The sequence below is a fragment of the Streptomyces sp. XD-27 genome (assembly GCF_030553055.1).
In the GTDB taxonomy this organism is placed as follows: domain Bacteria; phylum Actinomycetota; class Actinomycetes; order Streptomycetales; family Streptomycetaceae; genus Streptomyces.
In genome coordinates this window covers 4,517,580-4,541,551 of record NZ_CP130713.1, presented here as the reverse complement: position 1 = coordinate 4,541,551, position 23,972 = coordinate 4,517,580, and the positions used below count along the sequence as shown (strand labels likewise).

The following is a 23,972-nucleotide window of genomic DNA, read 5'->3' as shown; positions in this document are numbered from 1 at the left end:
CGGTCCCTCTTCCTCTTCCTTGATCACGTCGCGCTGTTCCTTGACCACGTCGCGCTGTTCCTCGGTCGCGTCGCCTGCGTCAGCCGGCCGGCCTGAGCGGGAGCAGCGCGCTGATCCGGAAGCCTCCGCCAGGACGCGGTCCCGCGTCCAGCGTGCCACCCACCATGCCGACCCGCTCCCGCATGCCGATGAGGCCGTGGCCCTGGCCGTCCGCCCCGCCGTCCTCGTACATCTCGCGCTGCGCGCCGCGCCCGTCATCCTCCACCAGCAGGCCGAGCCCGTCGTCGAAGTACGTCAGCCGGACGCTCGCCTCCACGTCGGGGCCACCGTGCTTGCGGGTGTTGGTCAGCGCCTCCTGCACGATGCGGTACGCGGTCAGCTCGACGCCGCTGGGCAGCGGGCGCGGACTGCCCTCGACCCGGAAGTCGACCACCAGGCCCGCGCCGCGCACCTGCTCGATGAGGTCGTCTATCTGCTCGACGTCGGGCTGCGGCACGTAGTCGGTGCTGTCGGAGGGCTCGCCCGTGCGCAGCACGCCCAGCAGCCGCCGCATCTCGGCCAGCGCCTGGCGGCCGGTGCCGGAGATCGTCTCCAGCGCCTGCCTGGCCTGCTCGGGAGCGGCGTCCATGACGTACGCGGCGCCGTCGGCCTGCACCACCATCACGGACACGTTGTGCGCGACGACGTCGTGCAGCTCGCGGGCGATCCGCGCGCGCTCGGCCGCCACCGCCATCTTCGACCGCTCCTCGCGCTCCTTCTCCAGCCGGGCGGCCCGCTCCTCCAGCTGTGCGTAGTAGGCCCGGCGGGTGCGTATGGAGTCGCCCAGCACCCAGGCCAGCACGAAGGGGATCGTGAGGAAGGCCGTGACGACGAACCACTGCCAGGCGGTGTCCTGCCGCTCCCAGCGCGCGTTGCTGATGGTCGGTGCGAGGAGACCGGCGGCGAGCGCGTAGCGCGAGGCCCAGCGGGCGCCGTCGGCGGCGTTGGTGTAGACGATCACCAGCAGCGCGAAGTCGCTGGGGTTCGTCTCGACGTCCACGGCGAGCTGGGCCAGCCCGCAGACGGTCGCGAGCAGCAGCATCCTCTCGGGCACACGGCGGCGCAGCGCGACGACGAGCCCCAGGCCGAGGATGATCGGCACCGCGGCGAGCTGCGGGTCCCGGCCCGCGGTGTCCTCCATGTTCCACAGCAGGCCCATCCCGACCAGGAGGAGAGCCCAGAAGCTGTCCACCCCGGTCGGGTGCCTGCGGAGGAAGTCATAGAGCCGTTGCACGTCACCCAGCGTAGGCACGGCGGATAGGTGCACGGGTCAGCCAGACGGTCGATTCCCCGTGGCCCCGCCCTACTCCCCAAGGTGGATGCCGTTCCGCATAGCGTTGGACTGTGGTGAACGCATCCTCCGGCCCCGAGTGGCTCCGCTGGCGTACGGCGGCCGAGCGCGCGCTGTACGGCCCCGAGGGCTTCTTCCGGCGCCCCGAGGGCCCGGCGGGCCATTTTCGCACGTCCGTGCACGCCTCCCCGCGCTATGCGGAGGCGGTCGCCGAGCTGCTGCGCCGGGTGGACACGGCACTGGGCCGTCCCGCGGAACTCGCACTGGTGGACATGGGGGCCGGACGCGGTGAACTGCTGACGGGCGTCCTCGCGGCCCTGGACGGCGAGGCAGCCCAGGACGCGGCTCGGGGGGCGGTGCCGGACGCGACGGCCTCGGGCCCCGACGAGGCGACGGCCGCGGTTCCGGGCACGGCTCCGTACGCCGCCTCGGACGCGGCTGCCGCCGTCGGATCCGCCACCGGGCTCGTCGCCCGGCTGCGGCTCTGCGCCGTGGAGCGCGCGGCGCGGCCGGACGGTCTCGACCCGCGCGTGGAATGGCTCGCCGCCCCGCCCGAGGGCGTACAGGGCCTGCTCTTCGCCAACGAGTGGCTCGACAACGTGCCGGTGGACATCGCCGAGACGGGCCCCGACGGCGTACCCCGGTACGTCCTCGTCGCCCCCGACGGCACCGAGCGGCCCGGCCCCCCGGTCGACGGCGCCGACGCCGACTGGCTCGCCCGCTGGTGGCCGCTGGACGAGGCCGCGGGTCCGGGGGCGCGCGCCGAGATCGGCCGGCCGCGCGACGAGGCGTGGGCGGCGGCCGTCCGGTGCCTGCGGGCCGGGCTGGCCGTCGCCGTGGACTACGCGCACACGCGCGCCACCCGGCCGCCCTTCGGCACCCTGACCGGGTTCCGGGAGGGCCGGGAGGTACGGCCGGTGCCGGACGGCAGCTGCGACCTGACCGCGCACGTCGCCCTGGACGCCTGTGCGACGGCGGGCCACGAGGCGGTGGAGGAGGGCGGTGGGCCGTCCGGCGGCCCTCCGCACCGGCTCACCCAGCGGGACGCGCTCCGCGCGCTCGGCGTCACCGGGCGGCGGCCCCCGCTCGCCCTGGCCTCCCGCGATCCCGTCGGCTACGTACGGGCCCTGGCGGCGGCCGGTGCGGCGGCGGAGCTCACCGATCCGGCGGGCCTGGGCGCCTTCGGCTGGCTGCTCCAGCCGGTGGGCACCGGATGCCGGGACCTTGGCCGGAACCTCTGCCAGGGCCTCCACCAAGACTCCGGCCAGGGCCTTCACCAAGACCCCGACGAGGGCCTTCGCCAGGCCCCCGCCACGACCCCGGCCAAGACTCAGGCCGAAACCCCGCCCCGCCGGCCCCCTGAGACACTGGTGCCATGACGGAGACGACAGTCGGCATCGGCGGCGCGGCGGAGACCACCGACATGGTGCTGAACATCGGGCCGCAGCACCCCTCCACCCACGGTGTGCTGCGCCTCCGCCTCGTCCTCGACGGAGAGCGGATCCAGCACGCGGAGCCGGTCATCGGCTACATGCACCGCGGCGCGGAGAAGCTGTTCGAGGCGCGCGACTACCGCCAGATCATCGTGCTCGCCAACCGCCACGACTGGCTGTCGGCGTTCTCCAACGAACTGGGCGTCGTCATGGCCGTCGAGCGGATGCTCGGCATGGAGGTGCCCGAGCGGGCCGTGTGGACCCGCACCCTGCTCGCCGAGCTGAACCGGGTGCTCAACCACATGATGTTCCTGGGTTCGTACCCGCTCGAACTGGGCGGCATCACCCCCGTCTTCCACGCGTTCCAGGAGCGGGAGGAGCTCCAGCACGTGATGGAGGAGGTCTCCGGCGGCCGGATGCACTACATGTTCAACCGGGTCGGCGGCCTCAAGGAGGACCTCCCGGCCGGGTGGCTGGGCCGGGCCCGGCACGCCGTCGCCGAGGTGCGGTCCCGGATGGACGTGTACGACCGGCTGATCCTCGGCAACGAGATCTTCCGGGGCCGTACGAAGGGCGTCGGCGTGCTGTCGCGGGAGGCGGTGCACGCGTACGGGGTCAGCGGGCCCATCGCGCGCGCCTCCGGCGTCGACTTCGACCTGCGGCGGGACGAGCCGTACCTGGCGTACGGGGAGCTGGCCGACACCCTCAAGGTCGTGGTCCGCCAGGAGGGCGACAGCCTGGCCCGCTTCGAGTGCCTGCTGGAGCAGACCCACAACTCGCTGGACCTGGCGGACGCCTGCCTGGACCGGCTGGCGGAACTGCCGCCGGGCCCGATCAACCAGAGGCTGCCCAAGGTGCTCAAGGCCCCGGAGGGCCACACGTACGCCTGGACCGAGAACCCCCTGGGCCTCAACGGCTACTACCTCGTCTCCAAGGGCGAGAAGACGCCGTACCGGCTCAAGCTGCGCTCGGCCTCGTACAACAACATGCAGGCCCTGACCGAGCTGCTGCCGGGCACGCTGGTCGCCGACATGGTCGCGATCCTCGGTTCGCTGTTCTTCGTCGTCGGCGACATCGACAAGTAACCGACAAGTAGTCGACGACTCATCGGCAAGGGGACGAACGCGGTCAGGAGATCGCGCTGCGCAGCTCGCCCATGTCGATCTGCTCGGTCTCGTCGTGCGCGGTCAGGTCGATGACCTCGCCCGCCTCCTCCTGCCTGGCCTGCTCGGCGAGCGCCTCGTCGCCGACGACGTCCGCGAGGTCCTCGTCGACGGCCCCGGCCGCCGCCGGGGCGTCCGGCTCCTGCGGAGCCGTGGGCCGGGCCGACTTCTGCGTACCGAAGAAGTCGAAACCGCCTTCCACACGGGCGATGGCCCGGCGGGCGGCCGAGTAGGGGACGACGGCGGTCGCGACGTTGCGGGTGTGCACGCGCGCGTCGCTGTCAGCGGCGTTCCCCTCGGCCGCGTCACTCCCGGCCGCGCCGCCGGCGATCACCGCGGCGTCGGTCACGTCGCCCGCGGTCGTGTCGCCGTCGGTCACGTCGCCGGCGATCGTGTCCCGGGCGGTCGTGTCGCCGTCAGCCCTGTCGGCGTCCGCCGCATCGCCCGCCGTCGCCTCACCGGCGGTCGCGTCCTCGCCGCCGCTCGCCTCCTCGCCGGACAGGCGGCGCAGCGCGGCCGCGGCCCGGCGGAACGCCTCCGCATCGAGCGGCCGGGCCACTGCCGGGATCTCGGCAGACGCCTCACGCGCCACGTCCTCAGCCACCACGGACTTATCCGCCACGGACTCGTCCGCCACCGACTCAGCCGCCACGGACTCACCCACCACGGGCTCGCCCACCACGGATTCACCCGCTGTCGCACGCCTCGGCGCCGGGAGTTCGTTCGGTACGGCGTCCCGCACCAGCCGCCGGCGGCTCTCCAGCGCGCGGGCGCGCTCCGTCTCCGCCGTGGCGTACCGGCGCAGCAGGTCGGCGTGCTCGTTGCGGAGCCGGGCCAGTTCGGCCCGCTTGGCGCGCAGCTTGGCGTTGAGGTCCGCGCGCACCTCGCGCGCCTCCTCCACGTCCGCCTCCAGCTCGGCGGCGCGCTCCTCGGCGCGCCACTCCGCGCGCGTCTTCTCCTTTGTCAGCTCGGCGACGCGCTTGCCCGCGGCACGGTCCCAGCCACGCATCAGGAACGCGCCGACGACGGCGGCGGCGCTCGCGGCCACGGCCAGGCCGCGAATCACCGCTGTTTCTCCGAGGACCAGGGCGCCGGCAGCGGACGCTATGGCCACGGCCCCGACCGAGATCGGGGGAAGCAGCCGGTGCAGCGGTGGGGATTGGCGATGGCGTCCACGTGGCATGGCCTGAAACTTACCGTGCGTGTGGGGCGTTTGGGGCACCACCCCGGCAAACTCCCCCAAGGAAATTCCGCGCCCTCGCGCAGATTACCTTTCCAGCAGCCCCTTCTCCTTCAAGTAGTCCCCGGCGACATCAACAGGCTTGAGCCGCTCGGCATCAACCTTCTTGTTGAGTTCGGTGAGATCCTCGGTCGTCAGCACTCTGGTGATCTTGTTCAGGGCGTCCTCGATCCCCTTCGCGCCGGCCGACTTCGCATTCACCACCGGCAGCACGTTGTCCGCGTTCTGCAGATGCTTGTCGTCTTCGAGGAGGACGAGCCCGAACTGATCGAGTGTCGCGTCGGTGGTAACGGTCAGGACCATTTCATCCTTGCCGTTCTTGACCGCCTGCTTCGCCTGCACACTGCCGACGTCCAGCGGGTCGATACCGGCGACGTCGATGCCGTACGTCTTCTCCAGACCCGGCTGGCAGAACGGCCGCTTGGCGCATTCGTCGCCCGCCGCCAGCGTGACCTTCTGCTTCGATTTCCCCAGATCCGACAGCGTCTTGAGGCCGTGCTTCGCCGCGAACTCCGCGCTCACCGCGAACGCGTTCTGGTCGACCGCCTTGCCCGCGGGGAGCACCTTGAGCCCGCGCGGCTCCGCGAGCTTCCGCAGCGCCGCCATCGTGGTCCCCACGTCGGGTGAGGCGACCGGCGCGGCGTCGGAGCCGTGCCGCTTGGCGTTGAGGAACTCCGCGAGGGTGGCCGCGTACTCCGGCACGACGTCCACCTGGCCCTTCTCCAGGGCCGGTTCGTACAGCTCGCGGGCGTCGACGGTCTTGATCGACGTCGGGTACCCGGCGTCCTCGAGCACCCGCGCGTACAGCTCGGCGAGGATCCGTGACTCGGTGAAGGGTGCGGACCCGATCACCAGCGTCCCGGAGTCGCCCCCGCCCGACTCCTCCAGGCTCCTGCCGCCCCCGGCGGCGAGGACGGCCACCAGCGCCACGGCCGTGACCGCGCCCGCGGCGGTGAGTTCGAGGGTGGCCGGCGTCTTGGGGGCCCCTTCGGCGGACGCCTTCGGGCTCCCTCCGGCGGACGCGGCCTTCGGGGCCCCTCCGGCGGACACGGGCGAGGCCTCGGCAACCGACGCGACCGACGCAGCCGACGTGACCGACGCCGCCGGCCGTCCGACGCGCCGCCGCATCGGGTCCAGCAGCCGCTCCAGGAGCACGAGCGCGCCCTCCACCAGCAGCGCCAGCGCCGCCACCAGCACCGCACCGGCCACCACCTGCGCGGTGTCGGTGAGCCGGAAGCCGGCCGTGATGATCCGGCCCAGTCCCCCGCCGCCGGGCAGCGCGGCGAGCGTCGCGGTCGCCACGACCTGGACGGCGGCGGTCCGTACGCCCGTCATGAGCAGCGGGAAGGCGAGCGGCAGCTCGACCCGGCGGATCACCTGGCCGCCGGACATGCCCATGCCGCGCGCCGCCTCCACCGCCTCGCGGTCCACCTCGCGCATGCCGACGTACGCGTTGGTGAGCAGCGGCGGCACGGCGAACAGCACCAGGGCGAGGATCGTCGGCAGGTCGCCGTGCGTCCCCAGCGGGCTGAGCAGCAGCAGGACCAGCACGGCGAAGGTGGGCACGGCCCGCCCCGCGTTGGAGATGTTGACGGCCAGCGCGCCGCCCTTGCCGACGTGGCCGAGCAGCACCGCGAGCGGCAGCGCGACGGCGCACGCGACGGCCAGCGAGACGCACGTCAGCCAGAGGTGCTCGCCCAGCCGGTGCCAGACACCCGCGTCGCCGGACCAGTGCGAGCCGGTGGTCAGCCAGGTCCAGGTGTCGCCGATGAGACCCATCAGGCCCTCCCCCGCTTCCGCGTCCAGGGCGTCAGCAGCCGCTGTACGCCGAGCAGCAGCAGGTCCGCGGCGACGGCCAGCACCACGCACAGCACGGACGCGGTGAGCACCTGCGCCTTGAAGAAGCTGCGCATGCCCTCGTAGATGAGGTTGCCGAGCCCGCCGTAGCCGATGATCGCGCCGACCGTGGTGAGCGAGACGGTGGACACGGTCGTGATCCGCAGACCCGCCATCAGGGCGGGCAGCGCCAGCGGGAGTTCGACGTCGAACAGCATGCGGACCGGCCCGTAGCCCATCCCGCGTGCGGCCTCGCGGGCGTCCTCGGGCACCGCCGCGAGCCCGGCCAGGATGTTCCGCACCAGGATCGTCAGCGAATACAGCACCAGGCCGGTGACCACCACGGCCACCGACAGCCCGAATACGGGCAGCAACAGCGAGAACATCGCCAGCGACGGCACCGTGTACAGAATCGTCGTCAGACTGAGCAGCGGGCCCGCCACGATCCGCCAGCGGCGCGCCAGCAACGCGAGCGGAAAGGCCACCAGCAGGCCGATCGCCACGGCCGCGAGCGTAATGCCCACATGCTGGAGCGTGGCGTCCGTCAGCTCCTCACCGCGGGTCCGCAGATATTCCCCGCAGACCCACTCGTTGGTGATCAGGCAGTTCTCCGCCGCCACCGGCCCACCTCCCCGTCAATTCCCGCCGACCCTATCCCCGACCGCCGACATCTCATCGGCTTGCCACACAACGGCAACAATCTCCTCCGCGAATGCGGCCACAATGGGGACCGTGATCCGATTCGAGCACGTCACCAAGCGCTACGCCGACGGCACGACCGCCGTGGACGATCTGTCCTTCGAGGTCGCGGAGGGCGAGCTGGTCACGCTCGTCGGACCCTCGGGCTGCGGCAAGACCACCACGATGAAGATGGTCAACCGGCTGATCGAGCCGACGAGCGGTCAGATCCTGCTGGACGGCGAGGACATCTCCCGGGTCGACCCGGTCGGCCTCCGGCGCCGGATCGGCTATGTGATCCAGCAGGTGGGCCTGTTCCCGCACAAGACCGTGCTGGAGAACACCGCCACCGTTCCGGCGCTGCTGGGCTGGACGCGCCGCAAGGGCCGGGAGCGCGCCGCGGAACTGCTCGACCTCGTCGGTCTCGATCCGTCCGTCTACGGCGACCGCTACCCCGACCAGCTCTCCGGCGGCCAGCGCCAGCGCGTGGGCGTGGCCCGCGCGCTCGCCGCCGACCCGCCGGTGCTGCTGATGGACGAGCCGTTCGGCGCGGTCGACCCGGTGGTCCGCGAACACCTCCAGACGGAGTTCCTGCGGCTGCAGTCCCAGGTGCGCAAGACGGTGCTGTTCGTCACGCACGACATCGAGGAGGCGGTGCGGCTCGGGGACCGGATCGCGGTCTACGGGGCGGGGCGGATCGAGCAGTTCGACACCCCGGCGACGGTGCTGGGCGCGCCCGCGACGCCGTACGTGGCCGACTTCGTCGGCGCCGACCGGGGGCTCAAGCGGCTGTCGGTCACCCCCATCGAGCCCGGCGACCTCGAACAGCCGCCGGTCGTCCACCTCGACGACCCACTGCCGAAGGCCGCCGCCCGGCTCGCGGCGGACGGCGCCCGCTGGGCGGTCGTCCTGGACGACGCGGAGGGGCTGCACGGCTGGGTGTCGGCCGAGTCCCTGGCGTCCGGCGCAAAGGCGGCGACGGGCACGGTACGGGAGCGCGCGCGCCGGATGGACGCCTGGCTGCCGGTCGGCGCCCCGCTGAAGCAGGCGTTCAGCACGATGCTCCAGCACGACGCGGGCTGGATCGCCGTCCTCGACGGCGACCGCTTCGTGGGCGTCCTCACCCCGGGCCGGCTGCACGAGGCGCTGCGCCGTTCGATCGGCGCGGACGCGAAGGACATCGCCCGCACGGAGGTCACGTTGGAAACGGTCCCGGGCGCGTAACCCGGCCCGGGGCGCGGCCACCCGGCCCCGCGCCGGAAGGCGACACCGCTAGGCGGTGAGCCGGTCCTCGTCCTCGTCGTCCGGCAACCGGCACACCCGCTCCAGGAAGAGCGCCGCCGCGATCACCGCCACACCCGCCACCACCGAGGCGCCCGCGTAGATCGCCTGGTCGCGGCGGGGCGGGACGTCCAGCTCGTTCATGGCGAGGAAGAGGCCCACCCCGCCGTACATCCCGGAGATCAGCGCCGACACCAGCGCGCTGGCCTGGCCGAAGACCACCGCGCGGGCCGCCATCAGCGGGTTGACGCCCGTGGCGCCCGGCCTGCGCTCGCGCTGCGCCCGCAGGCGGGACCGCATCGACAGCGCCGTCGCGGCCAGGACGGCGGCGATCAGCCCCAGCACGATGGGCGCGGCCACGGGCACGCTCGGCAGGGTCCCCATCGTGTCCCAGAGGCGGGCTCCCGCCCACGAGATCACCCCGGCCGCGAGGAACAGCCCGACCAGCACCCTGATACGAAGTTGGCTCACCGAGCTGTCGCCCCTCACGTTCACGTCGTAGGTCCCACCTGCCCCAGAAACTACCGGGGTCCCCGGGGGGAACGCCTACTCGGGCAGCCGCAGTTCCAGGTCCGGGCGGGGCTCCACGCCGCCGCGGCCGACCTGCTCCACCAGCCGGGCCACCGGGCCCCGCCCCGGAACCTCGGCCTCCGGGTCCACGTCCTGCCACGGCACGAGGACGAAGGCGCGCTCATGGGCGCGCGGGTGCGGAAGGGTGAGCTCCGGGTCGTCCAGCACGACGTCCTGGTACGCCACGATGTCCACGTCCAGGGTGCGCGGGCCCCAGCGCTCGTCCCGCACCCGCCGGTACGCCTCCTCGATGGCGTGCCCGCGCTCCAGCAGGGAGGACGGCGGCAGGGTGGTCTTGATCAGCACCACCGCGTTGAAGTACGACGGCTGCGAGCCCGGGTCGACGCCCCACGGCTCCGTCTCGTACACCGGCGAGACCGCCTTGACCCGCACACCCGGGGTGTCCTCCAGCGCGTCGACCGCGCCCTGGAGCGTCTCCAGCCGGTTGCCCAGGCTGCTGCCCAGGGAGATCACGGCCCGTTTCGGGTTGCTCAACGTCACGTCGGCCGCGTCCACCTGTTCCACCACGGAGGCGGGGACGGGCTGCACGGTCGGGTCGCTGCTGCTCATCATGTTCTGCTCCGGGTGATGGTGATGGTCACGTCGTCGAAGGGCACGGTGATCGGCGCGTCCGGCTTGTGGACGACCACCTCCACCTCCCGCACCGCTTCGTGCTTCAGGCACCGATCGGCGATCCGCTCGGCGAGGGTCTCGATCAGGTCGACGGGTTCGCCCCGCACCACCTCCACGACCTCCTCGGCCACCACTCCGTAGTGAACGGTCTTGGTGAGGTCGTCACCGGCCGCCGCGGGCCGGGTGTCCAGACCGAGCACGAGGTCCACGACGAAGGTCTGGCCTTCCTCGCGTTCATGCGGAAACACCCCGTGGTGACCGCGGGCCCTCAGGCCCCGCAGCGCGACACGATCCACACGAATCACTCCTGCTGGTCGTCGGTGCGCGGGCGACACCGTCTCGCGGCGACGCCCACCCATCCCCAGTCCTCCGGTGGGGACAACCCAATCGAATCTACCTGCGAGCACCGACAGCGCTCACGTACGGGGGCCGGGGCACGGCTCCACGGCCGGACGCGCACGCCCCGGGCCGCGTCTACCCGCGCCCTCGTGAACCACTCACTACCCGGTCCCGACGCGACTCGAACGAGTGGCCCATCTCACATCCCGCTGACGGGGGTGTGCCGCCCGGCCACTCGGCGGTCCCGCAGGCGGTCCGCGTATCCGGAACCGTTCAGTCCGACGCCTCGGACTCCTCGTCGCTCTCGGCCAGCACCGGCGAGCCGTGGTGCGACCACAGCTTCCAGCCGTCCGCCGTGCGCCGGAAGACGTTCGTCGCCACGACCAGCTGCCCCACCAGCGGCCCCAGCTCGCCCTCCTCCTCGGCGGGAGCGCCGCTGAGGATGTTCTCCGTACACGTCACCAGGGCCGTGTCCGCGACCACCGACACCTCGACATCGGTGAGGAAGAACTGGATGTAGTCGGTGTTCGCCATGATCAGGGCGTACGAGCGGAGCACCTCGCCGCGGCCGCGCAGCACCGGCCACCCCGGGTGCACGCACGAGACGTCCCCGTCGAGCCAGAGTCGGCTGAGCCCCTCGTGGTCGCCCCGCTCCATCGCCTCGTAGAGCGCGGTGTTCGCCCGCTCCACCTGCTCGGCGTCGGTCAGCGACGTCACGTAAGGCCCGTCCCGCGGTGCGCCGCCGGGGCGCCCGCCGCGTCCTCGACGGCGCGGACCACCCGCACCGCGTCCGCGCTCGCCGCCACCTCGTGCACCCGCACCGCCCACGCCCCCTCACGCGCCGCGATCGCCGAGACCGCCGCGGTCGCGGCGTCCCGCTGCCGGGCGGGCGGCGGGGTGCCGCCGTCCCCGGCCAGGACCCGGCCCAGGAACCGCTTGCGGGACGCGGCCACCAGCACCGGCCGGCCCAGGGCGTGCAGCTCGGCCAGGTGCGCCACCAGCGCCAGGTCGTGCTCGGCGTTCTTGGCGAAGCCCAGCCCGGGGTCGACCACGATCCGGTCCGGGGCGATCCCGCCCGCGACCGCGCGGTCCACGCTCTCGCGCAGCTCGGCCAGCACCTCCGCGACCACGTCTCCGTAGACCGCGCGGTTGTTCATGTCGATCGACTGGCCGCGCCAGTGCATCACCACGAACGGCACCCCCGCGGCGGCCACCACCGGCACCATCGCGGCGTCGGCGCGCCCGCCGCTGACGTCGTTGACCAGGGCCGCGCCGGCCTCCACCGCGCGCTCGGCGACCGAGGCGCGCATGGTGTCGACGCTGACGACGGCGCCCGCTCCGGCCAGCTCGCGGACCACCGGGACCACCCGGCGCAGCTCCTCGGCCTCGTCGACGCGGGTCGCGCCGGGGCGGGTGGACTCACCGCCCACGTCCACCAGGTCGGCGCCGGCCGCCATCAGGTCCAGGCCGTGCTTGACGGCCAGCTCGGGGTCGAACCACTGGCCGCCGTCCGAGAAGGAGTCGGGCGTGACGTTCACCACGCCCATCACCGCGCACCGATCCCACTGGGGCAGACCGACCGGCCCGACACGACCACGCAACGTACTCATGCCTCCAGCGTAGGGGCTGCCCCCTTCCGGGCACCCTCCGCGCCTCCACGCGGCAGCAAGAGCCCGGGGAAGGGGCGCGGCCCCGCACGTTCCACGGACCCCCGCCGGGAGGCGCTACGGCTACGCCACGCGCTCGACCTCGTGCCGCCGCACCGGCGCGTCCGACAGTTCCGCGCAGGAGCCGGGCGGGGTCGGCTTGTCCCGGCGCCACAGGCGCGGCAGCGCCAGCGAGACGAAGCCCTCGGCCTGCATCGCCGCCAGGCCGATCCGCGGCAGGTCGCGGGTGTTGCGGAAGACCACGAACCGCGGCTCCCAGCGGGGCTGGAACTTGGCGTTGAACTTGTACAGCGACTCGATCTGGAACCAGCGCGAGAGGAACACCAGCAGCCCTCGCCAGCCGCGCAGCACCGGGCCCGCGCCCAGCTTCTCGCCGCGCGCCAGCGCCGACCGGAACATCGCGAAGTTCAGCGACACCCGCTTCACGTCCAGCCCGGCCGCGGCCTGGAGGGAGGCGACGATCAGCAGCTCGTTCATGCCGGGGTCGGCGCTGCGGTCGCGGCGCATCAGCTCCAGGGATATGCCGTCCTTGCCCCACGGCACGAAGTGCTGCATGGCCTTGAGGTCCCCGTACGGGCTCGGCGCCTCGCCCTCCTCCGGGGCCTTGTGCGCGGTCGCGATCACCGCGTCGCCGTCGTGGTCCGCGTCGATCCGGCCCAGGGCCATCGAGAAGCCGCGCTCGGTCTCGGTGTCCCGCCAGGCGTTCGCGGCCAGCTGGATGCGCGCCAGCTCCTCCGGGTCGAGGTCGCGGACCCGCCGCACCCGGGTCTCGTAGCCGTTGCGCTCGATGCGCTTGACCATCTGCCGTACGTTGCGCATCGACCGGCCGGTGAGGGTGAAGTCCGGCACGTCGACGATCGCCTCGTCGCCCAGCTCCAGCGCGTCCAGACCGGTCTCGCGGGTCCACACGTGGCCGCCCGTCTCGCTGCACCCCATGACCGCGGGGGTCCAGGAGTGCCGGCGGGCCTCCTCCATGAAGCGCTCGATGGCGCCCGGCCACGCCTCCACGTCGCCGATGGGGTCGCCGCTGGCCAGCATCACGCCGGAGACGACGCGGTAGCAGACGGCGGCCTTGCCGCTCGGGGAGAAGACGACGGCCTTGTCGTGCCGGAGCGCGAAGTAGCCGAGGGAGTCCCGGCCGCCGTGCTGGGCGAGCAGCTCCCGCAGCCGGTCCTCGTCGTCCTGGGTGAGCCGGGCCACCGGGTTCGCGGGGCGGAAGGCCAGGTAGGCGGTGGTGGCCACGGTCAGCAGGCCGAGGGCGCCGAGCGAGTAGCCGACGGTGTAGTCCACGCGGTCGATGTAGTCGACGGGGCCCTCGAACCCGAACAGGCCCCACATGATGTGCTCCAGCCGGTCCTGGACCGAGGGGCTGCCGACGACCTTGTCCGGGTGCCCGTCGACGATCAGCCAGCCCAGGCCCAGGCTGACCCCGCCCAGCACCACGAAGCTGGCCAGCGCCTTCCAGCGGCTGCGCGGGTCCGGCAGGGCGAAGAACTCCTCGCGGCGCCAGATCAGCAGCGCCAGCAGCGCGAGCGACAGCAGCGCGCCGCAGACCGAGTCCCGGTACATCAGCTGTGCGGTCGCCCCGATCGGCAGCAGCCCCACCGCGGCCACCCAGGCACGCCGCTTACGCCGCTTCAGCCCGTGCGCGAGCATCAGCAGCAGCAGGCCGACGACGATGGAGGAGGCGGCGGCCAGCGGGCTCACCGCTCCGGGCAACACCTCGGTGAAGGTGTGGAACTTGCTGTGTCGGAAGCGTGGGAAAATGCCGGATGCAACATTGAGCAGCCCGATCAGCATGCAGGCCGTGCCGACGACCGTGGGGATGGTCTCCGGACGTGGTCCGCGCATCAGGCGCCGCAGCCGCGGAGGAACCACCCCGGACTTTTCGCCATCTTGCATTTCAGACATTTGCTTTCCCGTCGCCCCTGTCGTGAGGATCTGCGTCCCGCGGACGCGGCACCTGGACAATTTGCGCCTTCCAAGACGGCGTTCATGGGCATGGGGTTCCATCGCGCGGCACGGGGGATGACCGACCGCCCGACAGAAAGACTGTGATGGGTCTCACCGCCACGAAAACCGTGCTGCTCGCCGTCCTTGTGGCGGTGCTGCTGTTCGCCGCGACCATCTGGCTATGGCCGAAGCTCGCGGGCCGCAGCGTACAGGCTGTACTGGGCCGAATAGGAACTCTGCTCCTGGCCCAGATATCGCTGTTCGCCGCGGTCGGCCTCTGGGCCAACCAGTCGTTCGGCTTCTACGGCTCCTGGGCGGATCTGCTCGGCACCGAGGACACTCCGGGGGTCGTGGTCGATCATGACACACCGCTGAGCAAGCAGGTGCAGGTCCAGGGCGTCCAGAAGGTGAACGTTCCGGGAAGCCACCAGGCCACCGTGGCCGGGCGGATCGAGAAGGTGACGATCCAGGGCCCGCAGTCCCGGATCGCCAGCAAGGCGTACGTCTACCTGCCGCCGGAGTACTTCCAGGAGGAGTACAAGAACCACAGGTTCCGCGCCGCCCTGGTGCTGACCGGCTACCCGGGCACCACCGAGGCGCTGATGTACGGGCTCAAGTACCCGCAGACGGCGCACAAGCTGGTCAAGGACGGCAAGATGCCGCCGATGGTGCTGGTGATGATGCGGCCCACCGTCAAGCCGCCGCGGGACACCGAGTGCATGGACGTGCCCGGCGGCCCGCAGACCGAGACCTACTTCACCCAGGACGTACGGAACGCGGTCACCGCCCACTACCGGGTCGGCGACAAGGCTCAGAACTGGGGCGTCATGGGCAACTCGACCGGCGGCTACTGCGCGCTGAAGATGCCGATGCGCCACCCGAAGGCGTTCTCCGTGGGCGTCGGGCTGTCGCCCGCGTACGAGGCGCCGAAGGACGCGACGACCGGCGACCTGTTCGGCGGCAGCGCCCAGGTCCGGCGGGAGAACAACCTGATGTGGCGGCTGGACCACAAGCCCGCCCCGCCGGTCTCGCTGCTGGTCACCAGCAGCAAGCACGGCGAGAAGCTCCACAAGAAGACCGAGAAGTTCATCGACAAGGTGATCAAGCTGAACCGCCAGGGTGCGCCCACCCGCATCTCGTCGATGATCCTCGAAAGCGGGGGGCACAACTTCAACACCTGGAAGCGCGAGATCCCCGGCTGCCTGGAGTGGCTGAGCAACCGGCTCGAGGCCCCTGAGGCACCCAAGCCCCCGGCGCACAAGGCCCCCAAGCCTCCGGCGCAGCGCTCCTGACGCCGGGGCCCTGCCGAAAGGTTCCGCCGGGGGGCCGGCGGAACCGGTGGGCCTCAGCGCCCGATGATCAGGCTCATCGCCTCGGAGCGGGAGGCGGGGTCACGCAGCTGGCCCCGCACCGCCGAGGTGATCGTCTTGGCGCCCGGCTTGCGTATCCCGCGCATCGACATGCACATGTGCTCGCACTCGATGACCACGATCACCCCGCGCGGCTCCAGGATCCGCACCAGCGACTCGGCGATCTGCGTGGTCAACCGCTCCTGGACCTGGGGCCGCCGCGCGTAGACGTCGACGAGGCGGGCGAGCTTCGACAGACCCGTGATCTTCCCGTCGTGCGACGGGATGTATCCGACGTGCGCGACACCCTGGAACGGCACCAGGTGATGCTCGCAGGTGCTGTACACCTCGATGTCCTTCACCAGCACCATCTCGTCGTGACCGAGGTCGAACGTCGTGGTGAGGACGTCCTCCGGCTCCTGCCACAGGCCCGAGAAGATCTCCTGGTACGCGCGGGCGACCCGGGCCGGCGTCTCCCGCAGGCCCTCGCGGTCCGGGTCCTCCCCGACCGCGATGAGCAGCTCCCTGACCGCGTTCTCCGCCCGCTTCTCGTCGAACACGCCGATGCGGCCTTCGCCGTCCAGTGTCACGGGATCGGTCATGGAAGTGCCTCGTTCCTTTACTTGCACATGTGCCTACACATGCGGAATGCCGCGTCACCAGGCTAGAACCTGGGTGCCGCGGCATTCATTCCGGGGCCGTACGGGGCCTTGGGGCCCCGTACGGCTCGGTGTCAGCTGCTCTCGCCGGTGGACTCCTCCGGCCGCTCCACGGCGGCGGTGTCCTCGGCCGTGCTCTTGGCCAGCGCCGGGGCCTGCGGCTGCGTGCCGTTGGCCACCGCCAGCTCCCTCGGCGAGGTGACCGGCGGGCGGGTGGAGGGCGTACGCCGCGAGGAGCCGGTCCACGCCGGGCGGGCCGGGCGCTTGACGATCGGGGCGAAGATCTCGGCGATCTCCTCCTTGTTGAGCGTCTCCTTCTCCAGCAGCGCCAGGACCAGGTTGTCCAGCACATCGCGGTTCTCGACGAGGATCTCCCAGGCCTCGTTGTGCGCGGCCTCGATGAGCTTCTTGACCTCCTCGTCGACCAGCGCGGCGACCTCTTCGGAGTAGTCGCGCTGGTGCGCCATCTCGCGGCCCAGGAACGGCTCGGAGTTGTCGGAGCCGAACTTGATCGCGCCGAGCCGCTCGGTCATGCCGTACTGCGTGACCATGGCGCGGGCGGTCGCGGTCGCCTTCTCGATGTCGTTGGAGGCGCCGGTGGTCGGGTCGTGGAAGACCAGTTCCTCCGCCGCGCGGCCGCCCATCATGTAGGCGAGCTGGTCCAGCATCTCGTTGCGCGTGGTCGAGTACTTGTCCTCGTCCGGCAGGACCATGGTGTAGCCCAGGGCCCGGCCGCGGGAGAGGATCGTGACCTTGTGCACCGGGTCGCTGTTCGGAGAGGCCGCCGCGACCAGGGCGTGACCGCCCTCGTGGTACGCGGTGATCTTCTTCTCCTTGTCGCTCATGATCCGGGTCCGCTTCTGCGGGCCGGCCACGACACGGTCGATCGCCTCGTCCAGGAAGTGGTTGTCGATCAGCTTCTTGTCGCTGCGGGCCGTGAGCAGCGCGGCCTCGTTCAGCACGTTCGACAGATCGGCACCGGTGAAGCCGGGGGTGCGCCGGGCGACGGCCGAGAGGTCGACGTCCGGGGCGACCGGCTTGCCCTTCTGGTGCACCTTGAGGATCTCCAGGCGGCCCTGCATGTCCGGGCGGTCGACGGCGATCTGCCGGTCGAAGCGGCCGGGGCGCAGCAGCGCCGGGTCCAGGATGTCCGGGCGGTTGGTGGCGGCGATCAGGATGACGCCGCCCTTGACGTCAAAGCCGTCCATCTCGACCAGCAGCTGGTTCAGCGTCTGCTCGCGCTCGTCGTGGCCGCCGCCCATGCCGGCGCCGCGGTGGCGGCCGACGGCGTCGATCTCGTCGACGAAGACGATCGCCGGGGCGTTGGCCTTGGCCTGCTCGAACAGGTCGCGGACCCGGGAGGCACCGACACCGACGAACATCTCGACGAAGTCGGAACCGGAGATCGAGTAGAACGGCACGCCCGCCTCACCCGCGACGGCGCGGGCGAGCAGCGTCTTGCCCGTACCGGGCGGGCCGTACAGCAGCACACCCTTGGGGATCTTGGCGCCCACGGCCTGGAACTTCGCCGGCTCCTGGAGGAACTCCTTGATCTCCTGGAGCTCCTCGACCGCCTCGTCCGACCCGGCCACGTCGGCGAAGGTCGTCTTCGGCGTGTCCTTGGTGATCAGCTTGGCCTTGGACTTGCCGAAGTTCATCACCCGGGAGCCGCCGCCCTGCGCCTGGTTCATCAGGAACAGGAAGACGACCACGATCAGCACGAACGGCAGGAGCGAGAGCAGGACGCTGATGAACGGGTTCTGCTTCGAGACCGAGACGTCGTACCCGTCGGGGAGCTGGCCCTTCTCGGCGTTGGCCTGGAGGGTCTTGGCGATGTCCACCCCGTAGTCACCGATGTAGGTGGCCTGGAGCTTGTCGCTGCCCGAGATCTTCTCGGCGTCGTCCTTGAGCTTGATCTTGATCTTGCGCTCGTCGCCAGTGGTGATCTCGGCCGACTTGACCCGGTTCTTGTCGATCGCCTCGACGACCTGGCTGGTGTCCACCGACTTGTAGCCGCCGGACGAGCCGACGACCTGCATCAACACGACCACGGCGAGGACGGCCAGCACGATCCACATGACTGGCCCACGGAAGTAGCGCTTCACGTCCATCCATACGGGGCGGAGCCGCCCCGTCCCTCCTGCCACAGTGAGGCACGGCAACCTGTTCGAACACTTCCGATGGCTGCCTGTGCGTGCGGTGTCTTACTCGGCCTGAAAAAGACTGACCTTCGGACGGTACCCCAGCATTGTCACTCGACGCCGCTGTGGACGGTCAACACAACCGTCCTCCCATGCTCCAACGGCGGGAACCCCCGGGAGGTTCCCGCACGGTACCGGCCGCCGGTACCAGGGTCGGTACGGGGCCGCCGGTACCCGGCCTGGCGTCAGCCGCCGTAGACGTGCGGGGCCAGCGTCCCGACGAAGGGCAGGTTCCGGTACTTCTCCGCGTAGTCCAGGCCGTAGCCGACGACGAACTCGTTCGGAATGTCGAAGCCGACCCACTTGACGTCGATCGCGACCTTGGCCGCCTCCGGCTTGCGCAGCAGCGTGCACACGTTCAGAGAGGCCGGCTCCCGCGAACCCAGGTTCGACAGCAGCCAGGACAGCGTCAGACCGGAGTCGATGATGTCCTCGACGATCAGGACGTGCCGGCCCTTGATGTCGGTGTCCAGGTCCTTGAGGATCCGCACCACACCGGAGGACTGGGTGCCCGCCCCGTACGAGGACACGGCCATCCAGTCCATGGTGACGGGGGTGGACAGGGCCCGGGCCAGGTCCGCCATGACCATCACGGCGCCCTTGAGGACTCCGATGATCAGCAGGTCCTTGCCCGCGTACTCCTCGTCGATCCGCGCGGCCAGCTCGGCCAGCTTCGCGTCGATCTCTTCCTTGGTGATCAGGACCGACTTGAGGTCGGTACCCATGTCCTTGTCGTCCACCCGCGCCACTTTCGTCTCTGAACCGGCTCGTCGGCTCGGGCGGTCAGCCCTGCCGGATGACCAGTCTGCCACCCTGCCTGAGCGCCTCGACCCGGCCGGGCAGGTTGATGGCCCGCTGGCCCCGCCATCCGGTCAGCAGCCGGTCCACTTCCTCCAGGTGCCGGGCGAAGAGGGAACCGGCCGGTGCGCCCGCGGCGATGGCCGTACGGCGCAGCACCCGGCGGCGGACGGCGGGCGGCAGCGCGTGCAGGGCGGCGGCGTCGAGCTGGATGCCGGCCGCGGCGTCGGCGGCGTCCGCGTCGGCGGCGCGCACGTCGGCCTCGGCGCGGGCCGCCCAGGCGTCCAGCGCGTCGGCGTCGTCGCGGGAGAGCTGGGCGGTGCGGGCGAGCGCCTCGACGACGCCCTTGCCCAGCGCCTTCTCCAGCATCGGCAGGGCCTCGTGCCGGACCCGGGAGCGGGTGTAGGCGGGATCGGTGTTGTGCGGGTCGTCCCAGACGGGCAGGGACTGGGCCAGGCACGCGCGGCGGGCGGTCTGGCGGTCCAGCTGGAGGAAGGGGCGGCGGTAGCGGCCGTAGGGCCCCGGCCCCTGGGAGATGGCGGGCATCCCGGACAGGGAGCGGATCCCGGAGCCGCGGGCCAGGCCCAGCAGCACCGTCTCCGCCTGGTCGTCGCGGGTGTGCCCGAGCAGCACGGCGGCGGCACCGTGGCGCTCGGCGGCGGCGTCCAGCGCCCGGTAGCGGGCGTCGCGGGCGGCGGCCTCGGGGCCGCCGGCGCGGCCGACGGTCACGGCGACGGTCTCGACGGGGTCGAACCCCAGTGCCCGGAGGCGGTCCGCGACCTCGGCGGCGCGCACCTCGGACCCGGCCTGGAGGCCGTGGTCGACGGTGACGGCGCCGGCGCGGATGCCGAGCTTGGGGGCCTCGAAGGCGACGGCGGAGGCGAGCGCCATGGAGTCGGCGCCGCCGGAGCAGGCGACGAGGACCAGCGGCGGGGCGGACCCCGCGGCGGACCCGCCGCGGGCGGGCGCCGGGGCGCCGGGCGCGGCGGCCGGCGCGGCGGAGGCGACCGCCGGGCCGGGGTGGCCGAGCACCGGGCCGCCGGGGCCGACGAGCACGTCGGAGTGCTCGCCGAGCGCGTCGGGGCGGTCGGCGTCGGGGCGGTCGACAAGGACGTCGTGGAGCACGCGGCGGACCGCCAGGCGTATCGCGGCGACCGCAGGATGGGGACCCATGTCCGTTTCCCATCTGTCAATCGAGGGGGCGCCTCGGAGGGGCTGCCTCGGGGCGTATGGCTCTTCTCGGGGCGTATGAACACTTCACTTCGTCACGCTGAGTACGTCGATGGTGACAGAAGTGAGCTGTTACCCGAGCATCGCACGCCCACCCTTCCGCCACGGTCCCTCGGACGGGTGATACCGAGGGCGTTCATCTGCCATGGCGGGTGCCGGGCTCACGACTCTGCCGTACGGTGCACCCGCGCGACCCACTCGGCGGGTTTGCTGATCTCCGACTTGGTCGGGAGGGTGTTCGGCGAGGTCCATACCCGGTTGAAACCGTCCATACCGACCTGGTCCACGACGGCCCGCACGAACCGCTCTCCATCACGGTACTGCCGCAGCTTCGCGTCCAGCCCCAGCAGCCGGCGTAGCGCCAGATCCAGGCGGCCCGCGCCGCTCGCCCGCCGCTTCTGGAACTTCTCCCGGATCTCCGCCACCGACGGCACGACCGCCGGGCCGACCCCGTCCATCACGTAGTCGGCGTGCCCCTCCAGCAGGGACATCACAGCGGTCAGCCGGCCGAGGATCTCGCGCTGGACGGGGGTCTGCACCAGCTCCACGATGCTGCGGCCGCCCTCCTCCTCGCCCTCGGGCCGGTTGCCGGTCAGCGACTGGGCGGCCTCGCGGAACCGTTCCAGCAGCGTCGCCGGGTCCACGTCGGTCTCGGCGAGGAACGCCTGGATCTCCGACTCGACGTGGTCGCGCAGCCAGGGCACGGCGGTGAACTGCGTACGGTGCGTCTCCTCGTGCAGGCACACCCACAGCCGGAAGTCGTGCGGCTCCACGTCCAACTCGCGCTCCACGTGCACGATGTTGGGCGCCACGAGCAGCAGCCGCCCGCCCCCGGCCCCGGCGGCGGGCAGCTCGCGGGTGGGCGGGGCGAACGTCTCGTACTGGCCGAGCACCCGGGAGGCGAGGAAGGACAGCAGCATGCCCAGCTCCACGCCGGTCACCTTGCCGCCGACCGTGCCGAGCACGGCGCCGCCCGGCACGCCGCCGCGGCGCTCCTGCATCTTGCCCAGCAGCGGCCGCAGGAGCTCGCGGAACCCCGCGACGTTGGCCTTGACCCAGCCGGTGCGGTCGACGACCAGCACGGGGGTGTCGGCCGCCGCGCCGACCGGAGCCATCCGCGTGAAGGCGCGGACGTGCTCCTCCGACGACTTCGCGTGCCGCCGCAGCTCGGCGACGACGGCCCGCGCCTCGTCCCGGCTCACCTCCGGCCCGGGCCGCACGAGTCGGCTCGCGGTCGCCACCGCGAGCTTCCAGTCGACCATCTCGGCACCACCGATGCTCGTCATGGGTTCACGGTACGTGCCGCGGGAGCCCCGCGGGCGCGGTGGCGCAGGGTTGCCCTCTCCCGCCGCGCGCGCCGCCACGGCGCGCCCCGGCCCGCCCCGACGTGCGCCGGGCGCGCCCTAACGGCAGCCGCAGTTGGCGACCGCCGAGGCGAGGCGGTCCAGGGCCCGCTGGGCACCCAGCGCGTCCGTCGTCCCCGTCGTCATGAACGCGAACACCAGCAGTCGGCCGTCGGCGTCCACGACCGTGCCCGCCAGCGTGTTGACGCCCGTCAGGGTGCCGGTCTTGGCGCGCACCACGCCGCGCCCCACCGCGTCCTGTGCGTACCGGCCGCGCAACGTACCGGTGAAGCCGGCGACCGGCAGGCCGGTGATGACCGGGCGCAGCTCGGGGTGCTCGCCGTCGGCGGCCCGTACGAGCACCTGCGACAGGAGCCCGGCGGACACCCGGTCGGCGCGGTCCAGGCCGCTGCCGTCCGCGATCTTCGCCCCGGTGACCGGCACGCCGAGCTTCTTCAGCCGGTCGGTGACGGCCCGCGCGGCGCCCGTGAAGCTCGCGGGCCGGTGGGCGGCGAGCGCGGTGTGCCGGGCGAGCGCCTCGGCGATGTCGTTGTCGCTGGTGGTCAGCATCCGCTCGACCAGCGCGGACAGCGGCTGGGAGCGGACGGTGGCGAGTACGTCGGCGTCCTTGGCCGCCTTGGCCCCGTTCGGCTCGCCCTTGACCGCGACACCCCGGTCCCGCAGCATCGCCGCGAACGTACGGGCCGCGTCGGCGGCCGGGTCGCCGCTGCGCGGGGCCGGGCCGTGGTCGCTCTCGTCCAGGCGCCCCTCGTCGGCCATCAGGGGGGTGACGGGCGAGATGTTCTCGTTGGGCCCGATCGGGTGCTGGACGGTGCCGGAGTACAGCGAGGTGTCGAAGCCGAGCGACACCCGCCGCGTGCCGCGCTTCTTGAGCGCGCGGGCCGTGTCGTCGGCGAGCTCGCGCAGGCTGGCGGGGTGGTCGCCGCCCTGGACGGCGCGGGCGGTGAGCGTCGGGTCGCCGCCGCCGACCAGGATGACGCGCCCCTTGCCGCCGTCGGCGACACGGGTGCTGAGCCGGTGCTCCGGGCCGAGCGCGGACAGCACCGCGGCCCCGGTGGCCAGCTTGATGACCGAGGCGGGGGTGGCCCCGGTGCCCGCGCCGGCGCCGTAGACCTGGCGGCCGGTGGCCGCGTCGACGACGGACGCGGTCCGCACCGGGCCCAGGGCCTGGTCGTCCAGCAGCGGTTCGAGCGCGTCGGCCAGGCCGGACGCGGTGGGCGGCGGCACCGCGTCCTCGCCGGTCCCCGGGGTCCCGGAGCCGGTGGGCGCGCCGAGCGCCGCCAGGACGGGGGCGGCGGCTCCGGGCTCCGGCCCGGCGTGCTGTGCGCCCCCCGGGCGCCGCTCCTGGGCCGCCGCGCGGGCGCGCTCGGCCGTACGCTGGCCGGAGTCCCACGGCCCGGCCGCGGCCACGGAGCCGGCCGCGACCGCGAGCCCGACCGCGGCGGCCAGCGCCGTCAGCCGCCATGTCTCCTTCCCCGAGCTCATGCCGGGAGGTGCCCCCAGCGCTCGGGTGGCTGCGCGCCACCGCGCCCGGGCGGCGTCGCGCCACCGCCTGACCTGCCACGATCTGGCCTCAGGCACCTAGGACCAGCCCCTTTCGCCACCACACACCTGCGTGGGGGACACTTAATCACCAGACCTATGTGTTGATCATGGAGGAGCCTCCCGTGGAGTTCGACGTCACCATCGAGATTCCGAAGGGTTCGCGGAACAAGTACGAGGTCGATCACGAGACGGGCCGTATCCGCCTTGACCGTCGACTCTTCACTTCGACCAGTTACCCCGCGGACTACGGCTTCGTCGAGAACACCCTCGGCGAGGACGGCGACCCGCTGGACGCGCTTGTGATCCTTGACGAGCCGACCTTCCCGGGCTGCCTGATCAAGTGCCGGGCGATCGGCATGTTCCGGATGACCGACGAGGCGGGCGGCGACGACAAGCTGCTGTGCGTGCCGGCGTCCGACCCGCGGGTGGAGCACCTGCGGGACATCCACCACGTTTCCGAGTTCGACCGCCTGGAGATCCAGCACTTCTTCGAGGTCTACAAGGACCTGGAGCCGGGCAAGTCGGTCGAGGGCGCGAACTGGGTCGGCCGCGCCGAGGCCGAGGCCGAGGTCGAGGCGTCGATCAAGCGCCTGGAGGCGGCGGGCGGCGCCCACCACTGAGCCTGCGGCGCAGCGCGTGACGGCGGGGCGGGGCACCGCGAAGGTGCCCCGCCCCGCCGTCGTTCCCGATCCGCGGTTCCGAT

General features: G+C 72.3%; 21 protein-coding genes and 1 pseudogene. 5 read left to right on the top strand and 17 right to left on the bottom strand.

Going from position 1 to position 23,972, the window contains the following annotated elements; all coding sequences use genetic code 11:
• Positions 1–79: 79 nt before the first annotated feature.
• The gene (locus Q3Y56_RS19540; protein WP_304463174.1) at positions 80–1,273 is read right to left on the bottom strand and encodes a sensor histidine kinase; all 1,194 of its coding nucleotides are present in this window, start codon (positions 1,271–1,273) and stop codon (positions 80–82) included.
• A gap of 110 nt (positions 1,274–1,383) precedes the next feature.
• Between Q3Y56_RS19540 and Q3Y56_RS19535 the strand changes: the two genes are divergently transcribed.
• Positions 1,384–2,709, top strand: coding sequence for an SAM-dependent methyltransferase (locus tag Q3Y56_RS19535; protein WP_369696764.1), 1,326 nt, complete (start codon positions 1,384–1,386; stop codon positions 2,707–2,709).
• On the top strand, positions 2,706–3,848 hold the full coding sequence (locus Q3Y56_RS19530; protein ID WP_304463173.1) for an NADH-quinone oxidoreductase subunit D: 1,143 nt from the start codon (positions 2,706–2,708) through the stop codon (positions 3,846–3,848). The genes Q3Y56_RS19535 and Q3Y56_RS19530 overlap by 4 nt, the downstream gene beginning before the upstream one ends.
• 43 nt (positions 3,849–3,891) lie before the next feature.
• On the opposite strand, the gene Q3Y56_RS19525 is transcribed toward Q3Y56_RS19530, so the two are convergent.
• From Q3Y56_RS19525 to Q3Y56_RS19510, 4 genes and pseudogenes are all read right to left on the bottom strand, one after another.
• On the bottom strand, positions 3,892–5,040 hold the full coding sequence (locus Q3Y56_RS19525) for a hypothetical protein (RefSeq protein WP_369696763.1): 1,149 nt from the start codon (positions 5,038–5,040) through the stop codon (positions 3,892–3,894).
• Positions 5,041–5,193: 153 nt separating this feature from the next.
• Complete coding sequence (locus Q3Y56_RS19520; RefSeq protein WP_304465690.1) at positions 5,194–6,087, bottom strand: ABC transporter substrate-binding protein; 894 nt, start codon at positions 6,085–6,087, stop codon at positions 5,194–5,196.
• A gap of 228 nt (positions 6,088–6,315) precedes the next feature.
• Positions 6,316–6,945, bottom strand: a pseudogene (locus tag Q3Y56_RS19515) (ABC transporter permease); the annotation flags it as partial.
• Positions 6,945–7,622 carry an ABC transporter permease gene (locus Q3Y56_RS19510; protein ID WP_304463171.1) on the bottom strand — a complete coding sequence of 226 codons (678 nt, stop codon included), beginning with the start codon at positions 7,620–7,622 and terminating at the stop codon, positions 6,945–6,947. The gene Q3Y56_RS19510 and the pseudogene Q3Y56_RS19515, both read right to left, overlap by 1 nt.
• Before the next feature lie 112 nt (positions 7,623–7,734).
• Between Q3Y56_RS19510 and Q3Y56_RS19505 the strand changes: the two genes are divergently transcribed.
• Positions 7,735–8,904 carry an ABC transporter ATP-binding protein gene (locus tag Q3Y56_RS19505; protein ID WP_304463170.1) on the top strand — a complete coding sequence of 390 codons (1,170 nt, stop codon included), beginning with the start codon at positions 7,735–7,737 and terminating at the stop codon, positions 8,902–8,904.
• A 48-nt stretch (positions 8,905–8,952) separates the two neighbouring features.
• On the opposite strand, the gene Q3Y56_RS19500 is transcribed toward Q3Y56_RS19505, so the two are convergent.
• The 6 genes from Q3Y56_RS19500 to Q3Y56_RS19475 form a co-directional block, all read right to left on the bottom strand.
• A complete protein-coding gene (locus Q3Y56_RS19500; RefSeq protein ID WP_304463169.1) occupies positions 8,953–9,432 on the bottom strand; it encodes a DUF3180 domain-containing protein in 480 nt (159 codons plus the stop codon).
• 75 nt (positions 9,433–9,507) lie between these two features.
• Positions 9,508–10,101, bottom strand: coding sequence for a 2-amino-4-hydroxy-6-hydroxymethyldihydropteridine diphosphokinase (gene folK / locus Q3Y56_RS19495; RefSeq protein ID WP_304465689.1), 594 nt, complete (start codon positions 10,099–10,101; stop codon positions 9,508–9,510).
• Positions 10,101–10,460, bottom strand: a complete 360-nt coding sequence (folB, locus tag Q3Y56_RS19490) for a dihydroneopterin aldolase (RefSeq protein ID WP_304463168.1) — start codon at positions 10,458–10,460, stop codon at positions 10,101–10,103. The genes folK and folB overlap by 1 nt, the downstream gene beginning before the upstream one ends.
• Positions 10,461–10,776: 316 nt before the next feature.
• Positions 10,777–11,220, bottom strand: coding sequence for a nuclear transport factor 2 family protein (locus tag Q3Y56_RS19485; RefSeq protein ID WP_304463167.1), 444 nt, complete (start codon positions 11,218–11,220; stop codon positions 10,777–10,779).
• Positions 11,217–12,113, bottom strand: coding sequence for a dihydropteroate synthase (folP, locus tag Q3Y56_RS19480; RefSeq protein ID WP_304463166.1), 897 nt, complete (start codon positions 12,111–12,113; stop codon positions 11,217–11,219). The genes Q3Y56_RS19485 and folP overlap by 4 nt, the downstream gene beginning before the upstream one ends.
• A gap of 120 nt (positions 12,114–12,233) precedes the next feature.
• Positions 12,234–14,081 carry a phosphatidylglycerol lysyltransferase domain-containing protein gene (locus tag Q3Y56_RS19475; protein ID WP_304463165.1) on the bottom strand — a complete coding sequence of 616 codons (1,848 nt, stop codon included), beginning with the start codon at positions 14,079–14,081 and terminating at the stop codon, positions 12,234–12,236.
• Positions 14,082–14,227: 146 nt separating this feature from the next.
• Here Q3Y56_RS19475 and Q3Y56_RS19470 point away from each other — a divergent pair, with 146 nt between their 5' ends.
• Positions 14,228–15,415, top strand: coding sequence for an esterase family protein (locus Q3Y56_RS19470; RefSeq protein WP_304463164.1), 1,188 nt, complete (start codon positions 14,228–14,230; stop codon positions 15,413–15,415).
• A 53-nt stretch (positions 15,416–15,468) separates the two neighbouring features.
• Here Q3Y56_RS19470 and folE read toward each other — a convergent pair whose 3' ends face one another.
• The 6 genes from folE to dacB all read right to left on the bottom strand — a co-directional run bounded on the left by folE (position 15,469) and on the right by dacB (position 23,209).
• Entirely contained in the window at positions 15,469–16,074 is a 606-nt protein-coding gene (folE, locus tag Q3Y56_RS19465; RefSeq protein ID WP_304463163.1) for a GTP cyclohydrolase I FolE, read from the bottom strand.
• 131 nt (positions 16,075–16,205) lie between these two features.
• The gene (gene ftsH, locus Q3Y56_RS19460) at positions 16,206–18,242 is read right to left on the bottom strand and encodes an ATP-dependent zinc metalloprotease FtsH (RefSeq protein WP_304463162.1); all 2,037 of its coding nucleotides are present in this window, start codon (positions 18,240–18,242) and stop codon (positions 16,206–16,208) included.
• A 275-nt stretch (positions 18,243–18,517) separates the two neighbouring features.
• On the bottom strand, positions 18,518–19,057 hold the full coding sequence (gene hpt, locus Q3Y56_RS19455) for a hypoxanthine phosphoribosyltransferase (protein WP_304465688.1): 540 nt from the start codon (positions 19,055–19,057) through the stop codon (positions 18,518–18,520).
• Between the two features lie 58 nt (positions 19,058–19,115).
• Positions 19,116–20,303, bottom strand: a complete 1,188-nt coding sequence (gene tilS, locus Q3Y56_RS19450) for a tRNA lysidine(34) synthetase TilS (protein WP_304463161.1) — start codon at positions 20,301–20,303, stop codon at positions 19,116–19,118.
• Between the two features lie 218 nt (positions 20,304–20,521).
• A complete protein-coding gene (locus tag Q3Y56_RS19445) occupies positions 20,522–21,646 on the bottom strand; it encodes a zinc-dependent metalloprotease (RefSeq protein ID WP_304463160.1) in 1,125 nt (374 codons plus the stop codon).
• A 117-nt stretch (positions 21,647–21,763) separates the two neighbouring features.
• Positions 21,764–23,209: a D-alanyl-D-alanine carboxypeptidase/D-alanyl-D-alanine-endopeptidase gene (gene dacB, locus Q3Y56_RS19440; protein WP_304463159.1), complete on the bottom strand. Its 1,446-nt coding sequence runs from the start codon at positions 23,207–23,209 to the stop codon at positions 21,764–21,766.
• Between the two features lie 182 nt (positions 23,210–23,391).
• On the opposite strand from dacB, the gene Q3Y56_RS19435 reads away from it, so the two are divergent.
• Positions 23,392–23,889 carry an inorganic diphosphatase gene (locus Q3Y56_RS19435; RefSeq protein WP_304465687.1) on the top strand — a complete coding sequence of 166 codons (498 nt, stop codon included), beginning with the start codon at positions 23,392–23,394 and terminating at the stop codon, positions 23,887–23,889.
• Positions 23,890–23,972: the final 83 nt, after the last annotated feature.

Coding starts and splice junctions, on each gene's coding strand:
- Q3Y56_RS19445 (WP_304463160.1), bottom strand. CDS start 21,646: ATGACGAGCATCGGTGGTGCCGAGATGGTCGACTGGAAGCTCGCGGTG.
- Q3Y56_RS19530 (WP_304463173.1), top strand. CDS start 2,706: ATGACGGAGACGACAGTCGGCATCGGCGGCGCGGCGGAGACCACCGAC.
- folK (WP_304465689.1), bottom strand. CDS start 10,101: ATGAGCAGCAGCGACCCGACCGTGCAGCCCGTCCCCGCCTCCGTGGTG.
- Q3Y56_RS19475 (WP_304463165.1), bottom strand. CDS start 14,081: ATGTCTGAAATGCAAGATGGCGAAAAGTCCGGGGTGGTTCCTCCGCGG.
- folP (WP_304463166.1), bottom strand. CDS start 12,113: ATGAGTACGTTGCGTGGTCGTGTCGGGCCGGTCGGTCTGCCCCAGTGG.
- folE (WP_304463163.1), bottom strand. CDS start 16,074: ATGACCGATCCCGTGACACTGGACGGCGAAGGCCGCATCGGCGTGTTC.
- hpt (WP_304465688.1), bottom strand. CDS start 19,057: ATGGGTACCGACCTCAAGTCGGTCCTGATCACCAAGGAAGAGATCGAC.
- dacB (WP_304463159.1), bottom strand. CDS start 23,209: ATGAGCTCGGGGAAGGAGACATGGCGGCTGACGGCGCTGGCCGCCGCG.
- Q3Y56_RS19470 (WP_304463164.1), top strand. CDS start 14,228: ATGGGTCTCACCGCCACGAAAACCGTGCTGCTCGCCGTCCTTGTGGCG.
- ftsH (WP_304463162.1), bottom strand. CDS start 18,242: ATGGACGTGAAGCGCTACTTCCGTGGGCCAGTCATGTGGATCGTGCTG.
- tilS (WP_304463161.1), bottom strand. CDS start 20,303: ATGGGTCCCCATCCTGCGGTCGCCGCGATACGCCTGGCGGTCCGCCGC.